The 16011-nt window shown below is 70.7% G+C and carries 19 protein-coding genes; 12 read left to right on the top strand and 7 right to left on the bottom strand.

Translation table 11 applies throughout. From position 1 onward, the window contains the following. Positions 1–83 precede the first annotated feature (83 nt). From ACOQPE_RS10960 to ACOQPE_RS10935, 6 genes are read left to right on the top strand one after another with little or no spacing between them, the layout of a single operon-like run. Complete coding sequence (locus ACOQPE_RS10960) at positions 84–1202, top strand: SAF domain-containing protein (protein ID WP_420608949.1); 1119 nt, start codon at positions 84–86, stop codon at positions 1200–1202. Then, the gene (locus ACOQPE_RS10955; RefSeq protein ID WP_420608948.1) at positions 1187–2098 is read left to right on the top strand and encodes a hypothetical protein; all 912 of its coding nucleotides are present in this window, start codon (positions 1187–1189) and stop codon (positions 2096–2098) included. The genes ACOQPE_RS10960 and ACOQPE_RS10955 overlap by 16 nt, the downstream gene beginning before the upstream one ends. Then, positions 2095–3378: a CpaF family protein gene (locus ACOQPE_RS10950; protein WP_420608947.1), complete on the top strand. Its 1284-nt coding sequence runs from the start codon at positions 2095–2097 to the stop codon at positions 3376–3378. The genes ACOQPE_RS10955 and ACOQPE_RS10950 overlap by 4 nt, the downstream gene beginning before the upstream one ends. Continuing rightward, on the top strand, positions 3375–4322 hold the full coding sequence (locus tag ACOQPE_RS10945; RefSeq protein ID WP_420608946.1) for a type II secretion system F family protein: 948 nt from the start codon (positions 3375–3377) through the stop codon (positions 4320–4322). The genes ACOQPE_RS10950 and ACOQPE_RS10945 overlap by 4 nt, the downstream gene beginning before the upstream one ends. Beyond that, positions 4319–5143 carry a hypothetical protein gene (locus ACOQPE_RS10940; RefSeq protein WP_420608945.1) on the top strand — a complete coding sequence of 275 codons (825 nt, stop codon included), beginning with the start codon at positions 4319–4321 and terminating at the stop codon, positions 5141–5143. The genes ACOQPE_RS10945 and ACOQPE_RS10940 overlap by 4 nt, the downstream gene beginning before the upstream one ends. 3 nt (positions 5144–5146) lie before the next feature. Further along, complete coding sequence (locus tag ACOQPE_RS10935; protein ID WP_420608944.1) at positions 5147–5680, top strand: hypothetical protein; 534 nt, start codon at positions 5147–5149, stop codon at positions 5678–5680. A gap of 7 nt (positions 5681–5687) precedes the next feature. On the opposite strand, the gene ACOQPE_RS10930 is transcribed toward ACOQPE_RS10935, so the two are convergent. Then, positions 5688–6257 carry a hypothetical protein gene (locus ACOQPE_RS10930; protein WP_420608943.1) on the bottom strand — a complete coding sequence of 190 codons (570 nt, stop codon included), beginning with the start codon at positions 6255–6257 and terminating at the stop codon, positions 5688–5690. A gap of 39 nt (positions 6258–6296) precedes the next feature. Between ACOQPE_RS10930 and ACOQPE_RS10925 the strand changes: the two genes are divergently transcribed. The 4 genes from ACOQPE_RS10925 to ACOQPE_RS10910 are packed head-to-tail and all read left to right on the top strand — an operon-like array spanning position 6297 to position 8629. After that, complete coding sequence (locus ACOQPE_RS10925) at positions 6297–7031, top strand: hypothetical protein (protein WP_420608942.1); 735 nt, start codon at positions 6297–6299, stop codon at positions 7029–7031. A gap of 8 nt (positions 7032–7039) precedes the next feature. Further along, complete coding sequence (locus ACOQPE_RS10920) at positions 7040–7669, top strand: hypothetical protein (RefSeq protein ID WP_420608941.1); 630 nt, start codon at positions 7040–7042, stop codon at positions 7667–7669. After that, positions 7666–8151: a prepilin peptidase gene (locus ACOQPE_RS10915; protein ID WP_420608940.1), complete on the top strand. Its 486-nt coding sequence runs from the start codon at positions 7666–7668 to the stop codon at positions 8149–8151. Before ACOQPE_RS10920 ends, ACOQPE_RS10915 begins: the two co-directional genes overlap by 4 nt. Positions 8152–8182: 31 nt before the next feature. Beyond that, positions 8183–8629, top strand: a complete 447-nt coding sequence (locus ACOQPE_RS10910; RefSeq protein WP_420608939.1) for a hypothetical protein — start codon at positions 8183–8185, stop codon at positions 8627–8629. A gap of 84 nt (positions 8630–8713) precedes the next feature. Here ACOQPE_RS10910 and ACOQPE_RS10905 read toward each other — a convergent pair whose 3' ends face one another. From ACOQPE_RS10905 to ACOQPE_RS10885, 5 genes are all read right to left on the bottom strand, one after another. After that, entirely contained in the window at positions 8714–9127 is a 414-nt protein-coding gene (locus tag ACOQPE_RS10905; protein WP_420608938.1) for a hypothetical protein, read from the bottom strand. 62 nt (positions 9128–9189) lie between these two features. Then, complete coding sequence (locus ACOQPE_RS10900) at positions 9190–10488, bottom strand: bifunctional 3,4-dihydroxy-2-butanone-4-phosphate synthase/GTP cyclohydrolase II (protein WP_420608937.1); 1299 nt, start codon at positions 10486–10488, stop codon at positions 9190–9192. Continuing rightward, positions 10481–11101, bottom strand: coding sequence for a riboflavin synthase (locus tag ACOQPE_RS10895; protein WP_420608936.1), 621 nt, complete (start codon positions 11099–11101; stop codon positions 10481–10483). Before ACOQPE_RS10895 ends, ACOQPE_RS10900 begins: the two co-directional genes overlap by 8 nt. Positions 11102–11245: 144 nt before the next feature. Continuing rightward, complete coding sequence (gene ribD / locus ACOQPE_RS10890) at positions 11246–12382, bottom strand: bifunctional diaminohydroxyphosphoribosylaminopyrimidine deaminase/5-amino-6-(5-phosphoribosylamino)uracil reductase RibD (RefSeq protein WP_420608935.1); 1137 nt, start codon at positions 12380–12382, stop codon at positions 11246–11248. After that, complete coding sequence (locus ACOQPE_RS10885; RefSeq protein ID WP_420608934.1) at positions 12382–12912, bottom strand: MogA/MoaB family molybdenum cofactor biosynthesis protein; 531 nt, start codon at positions 12910–12912, stop codon at positions 12382–12384. Before ACOQPE_RS10885 ends, ribD begins: the two co-directional genes overlap by 1 nt. A gap of 102 nt (positions 12913–13014) precedes the next feature. Here ACOQPE_RS10885 and ACOQPE_RS10880 point away from each other — a divergent pair, with 102 nt between their 5' ends. Together ACOQPE_RS10880 and ACOQPE_RS10875 are read left to right on the top strand one after the other, a co-directional pair. Then, a complete protein-coding gene (locus ACOQPE_RS10880) occupies positions 13015–14184 on the top strand; it encodes an amidohydrolase family protein (RefSeq protein WP_420608933.1) in 1170 nt (389 codons plus the stop codon). Further along, positions 14181–14609 carry a hypothetical protein gene (locus ACOQPE_RS10875; RefSeq protein WP_420608932.1) on the top strand — a complete coding sequence of 143 codons (429 nt, stop codon included), beginning with the start codon at positions 14181–14183 and terminating at the stop codon, positions 14607–14609. Before ACOQPE_RS10880 ends, ACOQPE_RS10875 begins: the two co-directional genes overlap by 4 nt. Before the next feature lie 32 nt (positions 14610–14641). Here ACOQPE_RS10875 and ACOQPE_RS10870 read toward each other — a convergent pair whose 3' ends face one another. Then, positions 14642–15895, bottom strand: coding sequence for a CaiB/BaiF CoA transferase family protein (locus ACOQPE_RS10870; protein ID WP_420608931.1), 1254 nt, complete (start codon positions 15893–15895; stop codon positions 14642–14644). Positions 15896–16011: the final 116 nt, after the last annotated feature.

Below are 16011 nucleotides of genomic sequence, written 5' to 3'. Positions count from 1 at the left end.
TCATGAGCGGCGCAACGTAACCCCCCACAGCACCACTGTCAACAACCCAGACTTTGTCGGGCACGGCTGCCGCTGTGCCCGCGATGGCGCAGACGCCGATGGGTGACGGGGCCGAGGCGACGGCCGAAGCCGTGGGGACGGCGGTGCCGGAACGGACGCGTCGGCGGCTGCCGCGCGCAGCCAAGCGCGCCCTTGTCGCGCTCGCCGGGCTGGTCCTGATGGCCGCCAGCGTCGCGGGGTTCTGGGCCACTGCCGCCGCGTTCGACCAGCGCATCGCTGTGGCTGTCGCGGCCCGGGACCTTCCCCGCGGCCATGTGCTCACCGCAGCCGATCTCTCCTCGGCCGAGGTGCTGCTGGGCGACGTGCCCCATGTCGTGTGGAGCCATGGCACGGCCGAGGCGTTGGCGGGTCTGGCCCTGGAGCGTGCGCTGCCTGCGGGTTCATTGGTGACGGCCGACATGCTGGTCGAGCCGTCTGTGGGGGCGTTCGGCGACGCGCTGGAAGTGGTGGTTCCGGTCGACACCAGCCTGTCGCCGTCGGGCGTGCACGAGGGCGACACCGTGCTGCTCATCGACCCCGGCGTCGCGCCGTCGCACCAGCAGCCCGGACGGCGGCGGTCGGTGATCCGCTCGCTCGCGCTGGCCGGATTCGACGGGTCGTCGATGCGGTTGTTCGTGCCACCTGCGGAGTGGGTGTGGTGGCGGGCGCTGCCCGCGGAGCTGGGCGCTGCGCCGATGGTGCTGCCGGTGCCGCTCGGCGGCGACGCCGCCGCGCTGGCTGCCGACCTGGACGAGCTGTGGGCGGCCTCCTATGAGCGGGAGGCCGCAGCGCTGCATCCCTTCGGCGACGAATGGCGTGCTCAAGCCGCGCCGGGCGAGCTGGAGGTGATCATCGCACTCGACCTGAGCCTGGCGGCGTCGGCGATCACCGAGGGAGACCTGGCGCTGCTGGTCGATCCCGGCGTTCCCCGAGGCAGCGGCGGCGGCCGACCTCGTTCTGTGCTGCGCGCTGTGCGCCTGGAGCACTACCGCGACGGCATGCTCGGCGTGTGGGCCGAGCCCCGCGAGTGGGTGTGGTGGAGGACCCTGCCACAACGGCTCGGCGCTGCCCCGATGGTGTTGCGCGTCACCGAAGGCTCCGACACCGACGCCGTCGCCGACGAGCTCAACGACCGGTGGCGGCGGGCATGGGAGCAGGGCTGATGCTCGCCGTACGCGCCGGTGGCGACCTCGACGCCGATGCGCCACAGCCCGTTCGGGGTGCGCCCGACACGGGCGCCCTTGCGGTGGGCGTCGCCCGCTCGTGGGCCCGAGCAGGCCGCGACGTGCTGGTGATCGACGCTGACGCGCACGGCACCGGGCTGGCGAGGCGCATCAGTGCGGCGACCCGTGCTGGGGTGCCGCCCGCACAGCGGGGCCTGCCCTCGTTGATCGCAGCGCGTACGCCGCTCAATACGCACAGCGTGCTGGCCCACTGCTGGGCGCTGCCAGCCGACGGAAGCGGGTCGGTCCTGCTGCTGGGAGCACCCGGTCATCCCGACGGCGCCCGCCGCTCGGCGGCATGGCTGGCCGAGCGGGCCGACGCAGTCGCCGAGCTCAGTGGGCGATGGGCGGTCATCGTGTCGATGCCTGGATCCCTCACCGAGCCTTACGCGGCGCTGACGCGTGCAGCAGCGTTGCAGGTGACGTTGTCGCCTGCTCGGGGCACTGCGCCGCCCGGTGGGCTGCGCGGCGTGCTCAGTGCGTTCTGGCTGCGCTTCGACCCCGACCCGGTGACGCTGGTATGCGCCAGTGCAGGCGACATCGAGAGCCGGCAGCCGACGAATGGTGCTGCGGGTTTGGCGGTCGTCGGCCGGCTCGGACCGGTGAGCGAGTCGGCGCTGCTGGGCGGTCGTGCGAGACGGCGGGACCGAACTGCGCTCGATGCCTTGCGCGTGGCCTCGGGCCGCTTGCACGATCGCCCAGAACTCTCGGCCGGCCTGTCGCAGGACGCAGCGAGCACCAACGGGCTGGCGCGGGCACACCGCCCGTCCGAAGGCCCGCCGGAACCGCCTCGCAGGAATGTCGCGGCGTCTGCGGCCACCGGAACGCGGCGATGAGCTTGGCGGCGGCGATCTGGGACGAGGTGCTGCCGCGGGTGCAGGAGCGCCGGCTGAGCACGACCGAGTCGCTGCCGGCCGTGGCGGATGCATGCCGGCGGATCGCCGAGGACATCACCCGAACGCGGGAAGCCGAAGCGCTCGACTCGCGCGGCGAGTCGCTGAGCGACGACGAGCTGTCGTGGCTCCGCAACCAGCTCGAGGCACTGCTCGGCACGGGCCCGCTGGAGCGGTACCTGCGGCGTGACGACGTGGAGAACATCTGGCTGTTCGGCCCGCACACGGGGGTGCTGGGCCTGGTGGGTGGGCGCCAGGAGGCCATCGGCGGGCTGTTCGCAGATGCCGAGGAGATGATCGGGTTCGTCGCGCATCTCGCTGTCACTCATGGGCAGACGGGCCGCCGGTTCGATCAGTCGGCACCGCTACTGGACCTGCGGCTGCGCACCGGCGAGCGGGTGTTCGCGGCGATGGAGGTGTGCGGGCAGCCCTATCTGACCGTGCGGTGCCACCGCCACCGCATCGTGCGGCTCGACGATCTCGTCGCCGGAGGGTCGCTGACGCACGAGGCCGCAGAGTTCCTCGCTGCCGCGGTGCGGCCGCCTGCGCCTGCGAACGTGCTGATCTGCGGTGCGCTCGGGTCTGGCAAGACCACGCTGCTGCGGGCGCTGCTCGGCGAGATCGGCCCGACGGAGGTGGTGTGCACGCTCGAGCAGACCTTCGAGCTCTTCCTGCACGACACGCACCCGTATGTGTTCGCAGCAGAGACCCGCGAGCCCAACAGCGACGGCGAGGGCGAGATCGGCATGGAAGAGCTCGCCAGGCGCTCGCTGCGGTCGGGCGCCGACCGGGTGATCGTCGGAGAGCTGCGCGGACCCGAAGCCGCGACGTTCCTGTCTGCATGCGGCACGGGCTCGGACGGCTCCATGGCCACGATCCACGCGTCGTCGCCCCGCCAGGCCCTCGCCCGCATCGTCCGCTACTGCCTCAGCTCGGGCCTCGCAGGAGCGCAGTCGGCGCTGATCCAGGAGGCAGCCGACGTGATCCATCTCGTCGTTCACATGGGCAGCGATCCTCGCACCGGGTTCCGCGGCATCCGCTCGATCACCGAGGTGCTCGGCGCTCCCGACGACCGGTTCGAGGTCCACGACATCTTCGCCCGGCCCAATCGCGCAGACCCGCTCGTGATGACCGGCCGTCCGTGCAGCCCTGAATTGGCTGAACGGTTGGCTGAAGGCGGTGCGCACGTCGCCGCATGGCCCAGCGAGCCTCGCCAGCCATGACCGGCGCTGTGTGGTTCGGGCTGCTGTTCGCAGCCGGCGCGACAGTGACGGCGCTGGCTGGGGTCGGCCTGATCGGGGGGCGGGCCCGTGGGCGGCACGAGGCCGTCGCGGCGCCGGTCGGCGACTCGCAACCCGGGCACCGCGCCGCGGGCGCAGCACATTCGGCGCGCAGCTCGCCTGTGTTCGCAAGGCCGCGACCGGGCCTTGGCGGGCGCTTGTGGATCATCCAAGGTGTGGCCGCGGCGTGCGGCGCCAGCGGCGGGTACGCGGCGACGCGGCTGTGGGGCATGGCAGTGCTCGCCGGGGGCCTCGGCCTGTTGCTGCCGCCGTTCGTCGCAGCCCCCACCCAGCGGCGGCGCCACACCGCCGAGGCAGTGGCTTGGCAGTCCTGGACGCGTCAGATCGCCGAACTCGCTCGATCGGGCGCGGGGCTCGGCGACGCCCTGGCCGCCAGCACCTCTCACGCCCCGCCCCAGATCGCCGACACGGTTGCCCGAACAGCCCGCACTGCGCGCCTCGCCGGTCTCGGCGCGGCGACCGGCGAACTCGCCGCGGCCGGGCAGACCTGGGAGCCCGAGGTTGCCGCGGGGCTGCGGGTTGCCGCGACCTCCGGCGGGTCGCTGGCTGGGCCCTTGGGAGAGCTCGCCGGGCGCATCGGCGACATCGTCGCACTGCACCGCACCCGCACCGAAGCCGTCGTGCAGCTCTGGACGCAAACCATCGCGCTGCTGGCGCTGGCCAGCGGCGTGATCACGCTCATGTACCGCAACAACCCCGCCTACTTCGAGCCCTACCGCACCCCGACCGGTCAAGCCGTGCTCATGCTCATCGCTTTCGTGCTGCTGGGTGCCACTGCGTTCCTGGTGCGGCATTCGGTGGTGCGCGCTGACCCGTCGGTTCTGGCCGATCTCAAACAGCGCGGGCGCGCCCGGGATCCGCTGTGAGCACCACCGTGCTGGTGCTGGCCGCCGCAGGCGTCTTCACGGCAGGTGCCGCTGTCGCCGTCGCGGCTGTTGCCGCCCCACGCAGGCGTCCGGCGCGGCGCGGCGCCGCGGAGACGGTGCTGGGGCTGCTGCCCGAGCCGAGGCAAAGCCGCCGGGCCGACCTGCGGCTCGCCGGGGTCACGCCGCGCACCTATACAGCGCAACGTGCGGCTGGTCTCGTCGGCGGCCTGGCCGTCGGTGCGGTTGCCGCAGCCCTGTGGACCCGCACAGCGGTCGCCGCAGTGCTCACCGTCGCATTGGTCACGCTCGCGGGGTGGCAGTTGCCGGCCCAGAGCGTCCGCGATGCCGCCCGCCGCGCCCGGGCCGAACTCGACCAAGTGGTGCGGCTGTGGATCGTGCTCGCCGCCCAGCAAGTCAGCGCCGGCTCAGACCCAGAGACAGCGATGCTGTCCGCCGCTGGGGTCGGCCGCCGGGCCGGCTGGCGACTGCTGCAGCAGCATCTGCAACGGGCTCAGAACGAGCGCCGCCACGCCGCCGAAGGCCTCGCGGAACTCGTCGAGCGGTACAGCCTGACAAGCCTGACGGCTGCAGTCGGCGCCTTCGAACTCGCCGCGCGCCGCGGCACGCGCATGGCCGACGCCGTCCTGGCCGCAGCGGACAACCTGTGGCGCGACACCCTCGGGCGCGAGCGCGAGGCCGCCGACCGCCGCAACCAGATCATCGTGCTGCCCGCCACCGCAGTGGCGCTGGCGCTCGCAGCCATCCTGATCTACCCACCATTCGTGTCGCTCACCGGCGGCATCATCACCCAAGCCCCCTGAGCGATGCCGCCACGCCACGACCTCGCCGGGCTTGCGACGCTCGAATGGCTGCTCGTCATCGCCGCTGCCGGCGGTTTTGCGGCGGCGATGACAGTCGCCTTCCAGAACCTGCTCGACGACGCGAGTCGCACACCGCTCGACCCCGGGGGTCGTCTCATCGACGCCGGCATCGACGCTGCCCGCATCTCCGACGAAGCCGTCGCCCCGCAGATCGCCCTCGAGACCGCCGACGACGACTCCGCGCTGGCCGACGCACGCGCAACGCTGGCGACGCTCGAGCGCCGCTGCGAAGACCTCGCGTCGGCCTATACCGACACGCTCGCCGCAGCCGTCTGGGCCTGGGACACGGTCCCCATCGACATCCCGCCCCCGCCGACGACCGCGCCCGCTGCCCAGCCGGCACCCACGACGGTCCCCGACGAAACAGCCCCCACCACTGCCACGCTCGCACCTGGCACCGAGACCGCCCTCGGCCCCGGCGATGTCCCGCAGACCAGCGGGCGCTGGGCGTGCCGGATCAGCCGGCTGCCGCGATGAACGCCGATCAGCACTCAGGCAGGTCCGCGGGCACGTCAGGCAGCCCGACGCCGGGACCGGCCGCGTTCTGCGTGCCGGGGGCGTTCGCGTCGGGCAGCGGAGACAGCACCGCCGGGCCAGCCGCTGCCGCATGCACCCGGTCGAGCCGGCCGGGCCACAGGGCGCTGAAGGGGCCGACCACCTCGCCGGACACCTCCACCCGCACCCATCCCGAATCGCCCGCGCCGGGCCGCAGAGCCGCGTCAGCGCCGCTGTGGCACCAATCGCTGCGCACCGTCACCGCTGCGGGCGTCCACCAGCGCCACCCCTCTACGCTCGCCCCCGCTGCGTGGGCCGCAGCGTCGTGCGCAGACGCCGACATCGACGACGCACGAGGGTGCGGCTCCGCCTCGGAATACACGCTGCCGTCGTCTGCATGCGCCAGCCCCGCGTCGCCCACTGCAACCCACGCCGCGCGCAAGCCCGCAGACGCCGCAATCTCGGCCTGCGCCCGGGCGCCCGTCACCAGGAAGGCCTGCGCCGCGAGGATCAGCAGGAGCACGATCATCCCAGGCCACAGGATCAGCAACGGCAGCACCTCGCCGCGCTCGTCCCGCCGAGCGGCGGAAGGCCGCCGGTGAGGGCCCGTGCCCGGCCGCCGAGACGGGGCGACGAGACCGGCGGCGCCGTGACCTTGCTGGTGATGCTGATGGTGCCCGTCTGCGTGCTCGCAGCCGTCGTCGCCGCTGCGGTGCCGCGAAGGATCGCAGCGCAGGCCTCGGCCGACAGCGCAGCCGCCAGTCTCGCCTCGCTCGCGGCCGGGTGGCGCGACGCCCAAGGCCGCGACCATGGCCGCATCGGCTGGTTCCCGCCCGACTGCGGCCCGGCATCGGACCGCGCCGCAAGCCAAGCCGCCGAAGCGCTCCGCGCGGACCTGCAGAACGCCTGCGAGACCCTCGCACGGTCGCTGCTCGCCGATCTGGGCGCCCGCGGCTTCGACGAAGCCGCCATCGCCGGCTTCTACAGCAGCGCCTACACGACGCAGGGCCACGCTCACGCCGCCAGTCTGCCGTGCCGCGCCGGCGGCCAAGCCGTGATCGCCGACGCCGCACATGTCGCTCTAGCGGCCGATTGGGGCGCGGGCGACTGGGCGACTGCCCAAGTGTGGCCGGACGGCATCACGATCCGCAGCGAAGCCGTCGGGCGCATCGCACGGGCGCCCGGCGAGGACATGACCGAATCCGAAGACGGAATGGCGCCCGACTGCGGCGGGCTGTTCGAAAGAGCGTTGCACGAAGGGCTGCCGCGGCTCGGTGAGGAGGCGCTGTCGTTCGCCGAGACGCTCCCCACGCGCACGGCGTTCGGCAACTAGGCGTGCCCATGCGACTGACGGCGCCAGTCCCTGCCCGCCGGGCGCGACACCGCCGCAGCACCCCTACGGCACGGCGTCGGCCGCAGCGAGCGGCACGCGACGAGCGCGGATCCGCGTCGTCGCTCGAGCTCATGGCCCTCACCCCGATGCTGGCGCTGGGGGTGCTGTTCATCCTGTGGGCAGGCCGCGGCGCCCGAGCCGAACTCGTCACTAGCCTCGCTGCACAAGAAGCAGCCGTCGCCGCCGCGGTGTGCTGCGTCCACGGCCACACGACTGAAGCCGGCAGCCTCGACGACGCCCAGCGTCGCGAACTCATGGCCGCAACCGTGCTCGGCGCCAGGCCGGGGCTGGACTACCTGTGCGCGGACGGGCCGCGGCCTGCCCGCGGCGCCGCCGGGTTCGTCACTGCGGCCCACGTCGACCTCAAGCAACCCTCCTCGGCTGCCGAGCACGCCGAGCGGGTCGAGATCGTGACCACCCACGTCACCTGCGAGGCCGACGGCGCCACGGCCCCCGTACGCGGCCTGTTCGGCACCCGCACAGCGCACGGATACGGCGCGCACGTCCTCGTGCGCACGGGCGCGCCCGAGCCGACCGGCAATACACCCGACGGCCTCGGCGGGAGCGAGCAGCAGTGAGCGCCGCTGCGGGCGTGTGGACAGCCGTCGGCACATGGGCGCTGCTCGGCGTGCATGCGTCGTGGACCGATCTGCGTCGAGCCGTCATCAGCCGGCGCGCCTGCTGGACGGCGGGCATCGCCATCGCCGCACTGCTGGGCGCATCGGCGCTCGCTCTCGGCGACCCCCGCCGGTGTCTGCACGTACTCGCCGGCACCGCCGCAGTCGCCGCGCTCGCCGAGATCGCCTACCGCACCCGGCCCGAAGCCATCGGCTACGGAGACATCCGCCTCATCATCGTCAGCAGCCTCCTGCTGAGCTGGTGGGGGCCGGCGTGGCCATGGTGGGCGCTCGCCGCCGGCGCAGCCGCCGCGTGGCCCCGAGCACTCGTCGCCACGCTGCGCCGCGGACGCGGCACGGCAGTGCGCTGCGCACCCGCTCTCACCCTCGGCGCCGGGCTCATCCTCACGATCCGCCTCGCCGCGGTCGGACCGCTCCCATGACCCACCCGCAACCAGACCAAAGGAAACTCCCATGACTCAACGCACCGCTCGCCGCAACGAAGCCGGCCTCACCACGCTGGAATGGCTGCTCATCGTCGCAGCCGTCGCCGGACTCGCCGCATTGGCCGTCGTGCTCGTCCAGAACGTCGTCGACGACACCGCCGAGCAACTCGGCGGCGCCAGCGCACGCGCCACCGCAGCCAACGTCGCCGCCGATACCGTCATCCGCGAAGCCCGCACCGCAGACGTCAACGACGCCCGCTTCAACACCTGGCAAAGATGGGAGCTGTACTTCACCGCCCGCTGCGAACGCCTCGAAATCCTTTACAGCGACACCAACCTCCAAGTCCAAGCAGAATTCCACAGGCCCAGCGACAAGAACCCCGGCGACGCCACAGCCGCCGACATGCTCAACAATGCCGACACCGCCGCCGCCGGCAGCGGCAAGCCTCAAGCCATCTGCCGCCGCAGCCCCTGACACAGCGACCAGACACACCGAGCCCCCATGCCGCCAGCACCGAGCCGCCGACACTGACGGTTCAGAGGAGCGTGCCGGTGACAGTCACTCGGTCTGGCGCATCCCCGACTCCTCGGACTCGGAGGGCGCCGTCGGCGGCGGGCCGAAACGCTCCCGCTCCCCACGCACATTGCGCAAGCTGCACACCGGCAGCTTGTGCACCTCGTACCAGCCGCCGCCAGAGTCGAGCACACCCGGCTTCCAGAACGGCAAAGCCTCGGTGTCCGCGTAGGTGATCCCCAGACGGGCGCAGCGCTCCCCGTAGCGCCGATTCAGCGAATCGGCCTCGAACCGAGTCGCCGGATGGTGCGCACGCCACTCCCGCGTCAACGAATCCGCATGGATCCGAGCCGCCCGGAAACGCGCACTGAAACTCCCCGCATCCACACCCACATCACGCACCACCGATCCCACCGCAACCACCGCGGAACCCGTGAACGCCGCCACAGCAGCCGTCAACAGCAGCCAGCCCAACGTTGACAGACCGCCGCTGGACCGCCGAGTGGCGACGAGGTTGGGCATCAGTCGGCGAGCGGGGGTGCTTCTTCGAGCTCGTCGTCGGCGTCGGCTGCGCCGTCGGCCTCGTCCTCCATGAGGTGGCCGAGGCGCATCTTCTTGGTGCGCAGGTAGGCCGAGTTGTACGGATTCGCGTTCGATGACGTCGGCACTCGCTCGACGACTTCCAGCCCGTAGCCGGACAGTCCGCCGATCTTGTTGGGGTTGTTGGTCATCAGGCGCATCCGCTGCACCCCGAGCTCGGCCAGGATCTGCGCCCCGATTCCGTATTCCCGGCTGTCCACCGGCAAACCCAGCTCCAGGTTGGCGTCGACCGTGTCGCGCCCGCGGTCCTGCAGCGAGTACGCAGCCATCTTGTGACCGATGCCGATGCCGCGGCCTTCGTGGCCGCGCAGGTAGACGAGCACGCCAGCACCTGCTTCGGCGATGGCCTCGAGGGCACTGTGCAGCTGCGAGCCGCAGTCGCAGCGCATCGATGCCAAGATGTCGCCGGTCAGGCATTCACTGTGCACGCGCACCAGTACGGGCTCCGCGCCCATCACAGCTCCGTAGGTCAGCGCCAGGTGCTCGGTGTCGTCGAAGTCGCGAAAAACGTGCCCGGTGAACTCGCCGTAGATGGTGGGGATTCGGGCTTGGGAGATCGGGTCGACCAAGCGTTCGTTGACGCGCCGGTAGCGGATGAGGTCGGCAATGGAGATGAGCAGCAGATCGTGCTGCTCGCAGAACTCGATCAGATCGGGTACCCGCGCCATGGTCCCGTCGTCGTTGACCACCTCGCAGAGCACGCCCGCCGGATGGCAGCCGGCCAGCCGGGCCAGGTCGACGGCTGCCTCGGTATGACCCGCGCGCTTGAGCACACCGCCGGGCCGGTAGCGCAACGGCAGTACGTGGCCGGGACGGTTGAAGTCGTTCGCGCTCGACTTGGGGTCTGCCAGCAGGTTGAGTGTGAGGGAGCGGTCCGCCGCCGAGATCCCGGTCGTGGTGCCCTCGGCGGCATCGACCGTGACCGTGTAGGCGGTGCGCATCGACTCGGTGTTGACCGTCACCATGAGCGGCAGCGCCAGCTCGTCGAGGCGCTCTCCCATCAGGGGGGCGCAGATGACTCCCGACGTATAGCGCACGAAGAACGCCATCGTCTCGGGTGTGGCGTGCTCGGCCGCCATGATGAGGTCGCCCTCATTCTCACGGTCTTCGTCGTCGACCACCACCACGATCTCGCCGCGGCCGATGGCCGCGATCGCTTCGGGAATGGCGGCGAAGGGCGACTCGGCCGGTGCGTTGTCTGCCGCGGGGCGGTCAGTCATGCCGGACTCGCTCATCGTCGGTCACCGCACCATTCTGCCCGAGCAGCCGCTCGACGTAGCGTGCGAGGACGTCGACTTCGAGGTTGACGAGGTCGCCTGGCTGCGCAGTGCCCATGGTGGTCATGGCCATGGTGTGCGGAATGAGTGCCACCGAGAACTCGCATCCGCCCTCGTCGTCGTCGGTGATGTCGAAGCAGGTCAGGCTGATGCCGTTGAGGGTCACAGAGCCCTTCTCGACCAGGTAGCGGCGCAAGCCGCCCTCGGGGGGCACGGCGACGCGCAGGTCAGGGGCGGGCTTGGTGATGGTGGCCACCCCGTCGACGTGACCTTGCACGAGGTGCCCGCCGAGCCGATCGGCGTAGCGCATGCAGCGTTCGAGATTGACCGGATCGCCTTCGGACAGCGAACGCAGGGCCGTTCGCTTCTCGGTCTCGGCACTGACATCGGCCTCCCACCAACCGTCGCCCATCTCGACCAGGGTCAGGCAGCAGCCGTTGACGGAAATGGAGTCGTCGATGGCGGCATCGGTGAGCACGAGCGCAGCGTTGAACCGGTAGCGCTCGCCTTTGCGGCCCGCGAAGGTGCCCAGTTCTTCGACGAGTCCCGTGTACATCGCCCTTCCTTCCAGGGGAAACGAACTGCCCGGTCTGCAGGTCACCAGCCCGTATCGAACGGTACCGGGGGAAGCCTGCCGGTGCGCCCGCTGAGGCTCGCCGAGCTGGGCGGCAGTCCGATCCCGCCGGATTCGCCCGGTGAGTTACCGGCTGGTTGGCGCAGCGACAAGCATGGTGATGCGGAGATCGGGGCCGACACGGCGCAGGTCGGCGATATCGCCGCGCCAGAAATCGTCGATCGACTGCGCGCCGGTGCCTGCCAGCATCGGAAGGCCGTCTTCGCCGCCCGCAAGTGCCGGTGCCAGGTAGATGACGTATTCGTCAACGAGGCCATCTCGGTGCAGCTCTCCAGCGACATTGGCACCGCCTTCCACCAGCAGCTCGACGACGCCGTCGTCGGCCAGGCGCGGCACCACAGACCGCAACGCTCCGCTGACTTCCATGCACGGCTGCACTCTGGCTTCCGCCGGTGCCATGCCGAGCACGAAGCGGCGCGGATCGAGCCGGTCTGCCGCAGCGCGGGACAGCAGTACATCGGCCGGCTCGTCACCTGCATCACGCATGTGCAGCAGGGGGCGACGGGGATCGGTGGTCGGCAGCTCGCGAACGGTGAGTGACGGGTCATCGGCACGCACAGTGCCTGCTCCCACCAGCACGGCATCGCAGCGTGCGCGCAGCGCGTGGGCGTCGGCGCGCGCCTCCGGTGAGGTGATCCACTGCGAAGTGCCGTCGGGCGCGCCGATGCGGCCGTCGAGCGTGGCAGCGAGCTTCAGCACCACCCAAGGACGACCCGTCTGGCGCTGGTGCAAGTACGGGCGCAGCGAGTCATCGACAGCGTCGGCGGCAACGCCCACCTCCACGTCGATGCCGGCTGCACGCAGCGCCTCGATGCCGCTGCCGGCCACGTTGGGGTCGGGGTCGGTCACGCCGACGGCGACCCGGCTGACGCCCGCGGCGATGATCGCATCGATGCAGGGCGCCGTGCGGCCGGTGTGTGAGCAGGGCTCCAGCGTGGTGTACAGGGTCGCTCCGGCCGGATCAGTGCCGGTTCGGCGAGCGGCGTCAAGCGCCACGATCTCGGCATGGCGACCCGGCGGAGGTTCAGTTGCGCCGTCGAAGGTCTGCCCGCTGGCCGCGACGAGTACAGCGCCCACCCACGGATTCGGCGCAGTCGTACCGCGCACCCTCTCGCCCAGCTCGACGGCGCGCTCCATGAGCGCGGAGCCTCCTGCACCCAGACTCGCCGACTCCTCGTGGGGAGCCGGGTCCTCGGCGGGCATCAGTGCAACCGTTCGCCCGCCAGCAGGGCCAGGGCGTGGGGAAGCACGTCGGCCACGGCCTCGAAGCACTCCACACAGCCCTTGGTAGAGCCGGGGGTATTCAGCACGATCGTGCGGCCGATGATGCCGGCGACACCTCGCGACAGTCGGCCCAGCGGGTTCACCAGTCGCATGGCCTCCGCCAAGCCGGGTGCTTCGCGCTCGATCGCAGCGCGGGTGCCCTCGGGTGTGAGGTCTCGCTCCGTGAAGCCGGTGCCGCCGGTCGACACGATCAGCCCCTCGAAGCCAGTTGACATCTCTGCCAGCGCCTCAGAAACCGTGTCGATGCCGTCGGCGACGACGCGGCGTTCGACGACCTCGTATCCGGCCGCTGCCAGCGTTTCGCCAAGTGCTTCGCCGCTGCGGTCCTCGCGGGTGCCCGCGATCACGCCGTCGGAGACCGTCAGCACTTTCGCCGCGAGCCGGTGTTCGTCCTCTGACGTGTGAGGCTGGTGGTGCTGATGCCCGTGCGCCCCGTGATCGGTGGCCATCGCGGCAGGCTACCGACGGCCATTTGGGCGTGACGCTGGCGGCTGGGCGAAGCAGCCTCCCGATCCGGCGACTCACGACGGCTGCCTCACTAGCCTGCGCCTATGGCCTACGCGAGCGACCGGACCTATCTCGATGCCGACAGCCACCTCATGGAGCTGCCGGACTTCCTGCAGTCACATGCCGAGGGGGATATGGCGGACCGTCTCCCGCAGATCGAATTCTCCAGCGCCGGCGAATCGGTGAACAACTTCGAGGCAGCGGGCGGCAGCCGCTCGCATACACCCGAGACCGTGGCCGATCTCGTGGCCCTCGGCGACGATCTGATCCGGGGACCGAAGGGGTACCAGGCGCTGGGAGCGTTCAACGCGGCCGAGCGCACCACTGCACTTGACCTGCTGGGCTTCGACCGGCAGTTCGTGTTCGCCACCTTCAGCGCCGGCGTGGTGTTCGATCCCCAGCTCGACCTCGATGTGCGCTACGGCGCAGCCCGTGCTCACAACCGTGGCATGGCCGAATTCTGCGCCGACGACGACCGCATGATCGGCGTGGCACTGCTGCCGCTCGACGATCCGCAGATGGCGATCGACGAGATGGCCTTTGCGCTCGAAGCAGGGCTCGGTGCCATGTGGGTGCCGCATCGGCCCGCTGGCGGTCGTTCGCCAGGTCACGACGACCTCGATCCGGTCTGGGCGCAGATGGCCGAAGCTGGCGTGCCGTTCCTGCTGCACGTCGGGGGGAACCCGCTGCAGATCGCACCGGAGTGGATGAACACCGGCCGGCCGACCCCGACCGACTGGCTGGGCGGCGGCGAGAACGTCCGCGGCAAGGACATGGTGGCGCTCCACCATGCGGCCGAGACGTTCGTGGGCGTGATGGTGCTCGACGGCGTGCTGAGCCGGCATCCGAACCTGCGGGGCGGGGTCGTCGAGCTTGGCGCAGCCTGGGTGCCCCAGATGCTGCGCCGGCTGGACGTGACCGTCGAGACCTGGAAGCGCTCTGAGCCCGAGCTGGCCGCGTTCAGCGAGCGACCGTCAGAGCAGATCACCCGGCAGATGGCCTTCACGCCCTACCCCATCGAGGACGTCGGCGCCATGATCCGCGAATCCAACGAGCACCTGTACATGTTCTCGAGCGACTACCCCCACATCGAGGGAGGTCGGAACCCGCTGGGCCGCTTCAACGCATCGCTCGAAGGCTTTGAGGGCGGGGTGCTCGACCGGTTCTTCGCCGACAACATGGCGGAACTGATCGGCGAACGAGGTCGCTCATGACAGCACTCAGCGAAGTGACGCGGGAAGTCGCGTTTGACCTCGACACTGTCCGTGTCGTGCTGCACGTGCTGGCGGTGACGGTGTGGATCGGCGGCCAGATCGTGGTCGGGGCCGTCGTGCCCGTCGTGGGTCGGGCGTTCCCAGGCTCCGGCAAGGTGGCGGCCAAGGCCTTCTCACGAGTGGCGTGGCCCGCATTCGGCATTGCGGTCGTGACCGGCCTGTGGGGCATGCTGGCCATTCCCAGCGAGGAGACGAGCACGGGCTGGTCGATGCTGCTCGGCATCAAGATGCTGCTCGTGCTCATCTCCGGCATCGGCGCGCTGGTGCACCAGAACGCCGGCGACAACGCGGCCAAGCGGGGTGCAGCAGCCGGCGTGTCGCTGCTGTGCGGCCTCGCCGCGCTCGTGATGGGCGTGATGCTCTAGCCGCTCTGCTTGGGCACTCGTGGCAGCGCGGTCTACCAGACGGCGTCGGCGATCTTGAGTTCGAGGATCTGCTCGTCGCTGTAGCCCAGCTCGGCCAGGATCTCGTCGGTGTGCTCGCCGTAATCGGCGGTGCTGCCACGGACGCCGCGGAACTCGTCGACATCGAACATGGCCGGCGGACCGATGAAGCCGTCGTCGAACGTCACGAGGTACTCGTTGGCCAAGATGTCTTCGTTGCTGGCGACGTCTTCGACGCGATTCACCGGCGACACCCATGCACCGGAGCCTCGGATGGCCCGCCACCACCGGTCCGTCGTGTCGGTCCGCATGTGTTCGGCGAACAGCGGGGTGAATTCGTCACGGTTGGCCACCAGGTCCTCGAAGGTGGCGAATCGGGGGTCGTCCAGCCACGACTCGATGCCGACAGCGCGGGCCAGCCCTTGCCAGTGCGGATCCTGCAGGGCGGCAATCGCGATCCAGCCGTCAGCGGTCTCGTACACCGTGAAGAGCGGGTTCCAGGCGCCCGAGACGTCAAAGCGGTCCATGCGCTGGCCGACATTCACTGCAACACCCACGGCCTGGCTGGTGAGCCACAGCAGCGCTTGGGTCTGCGATGTGCCGACCACGCAGCCCCGGCCCGTCCGTGCACGCTTGAGCAGGCCGGCCATGACGCCCGAGGCCATGTTGGTGCCGGTCAGGATGTCGCTCAGGGCGCCTGGCGGGTAGGTCGGCTGATCCGACTCGGAGATTGCATCCATGAACCCGGCATGAGCCATGCCGACGGTGTCCTGGCACATGTCTTCGGCCAGTTCGCCCCGCATCCCGAACCCGCCGCCCCGGCAATAGACCAGCCGGGGGTTGATCCCGAGCAACGTGTCGGGGTCGGCTCCGAAGCGGGCGAGACCGTCGGCCCGCATGTTCGAGATGAACGCATCGGCCTGGCCGATCAGGCGCTCGAAGACCGGGCGTCCCGCTTCCGATGCGATATCGAGCACCAAGGACCGCTTGTTGCGGTTCACCGAGCCGTAGAGCCACTCCTGGCCCCGCTCGTCGAAGGTCACCCCGAACAGGCTCGTGAAGTTGCGCATGTAGTCGGCCTGGCCGACCTGCTCGATCTTGATGACGTCGGCGCCGAGGGAGGCCAGGGTGAGCCCGCTCGTGGGTCCTTGTACATACATGGTCATCTCGACCACGCGGATCCCGGCAAGCGGTGCTTCGGCAGCAACATCGGCGGCAGGCGCGGCAGGCGGCTCGGCGGCGGGCTCACTGGCAGGCTCGGCAGGCATCGCGGGTGACAGTAGCGCCGGACTCGCAGCCAGCCCGCAGCCAGATCGCCCACCGCGGCTTCCGTTGCGCTTGACTATGGCGGACTGTCTTACGAGCGGGCAGTCCTACGACGAGG

It is taken from the genome of Candidatus Poriferisodalis sp., from assembly GCF_965219595.1.
Lineage (GTDB): Bacteria > Actinomycetota > Acidimicrobiia > Acidimicrobiales > Poriferisodalaceae > Poriferisodalis.
This window is presented reverse-complemented; position numbering and strand designations above follow the sequence as displayed.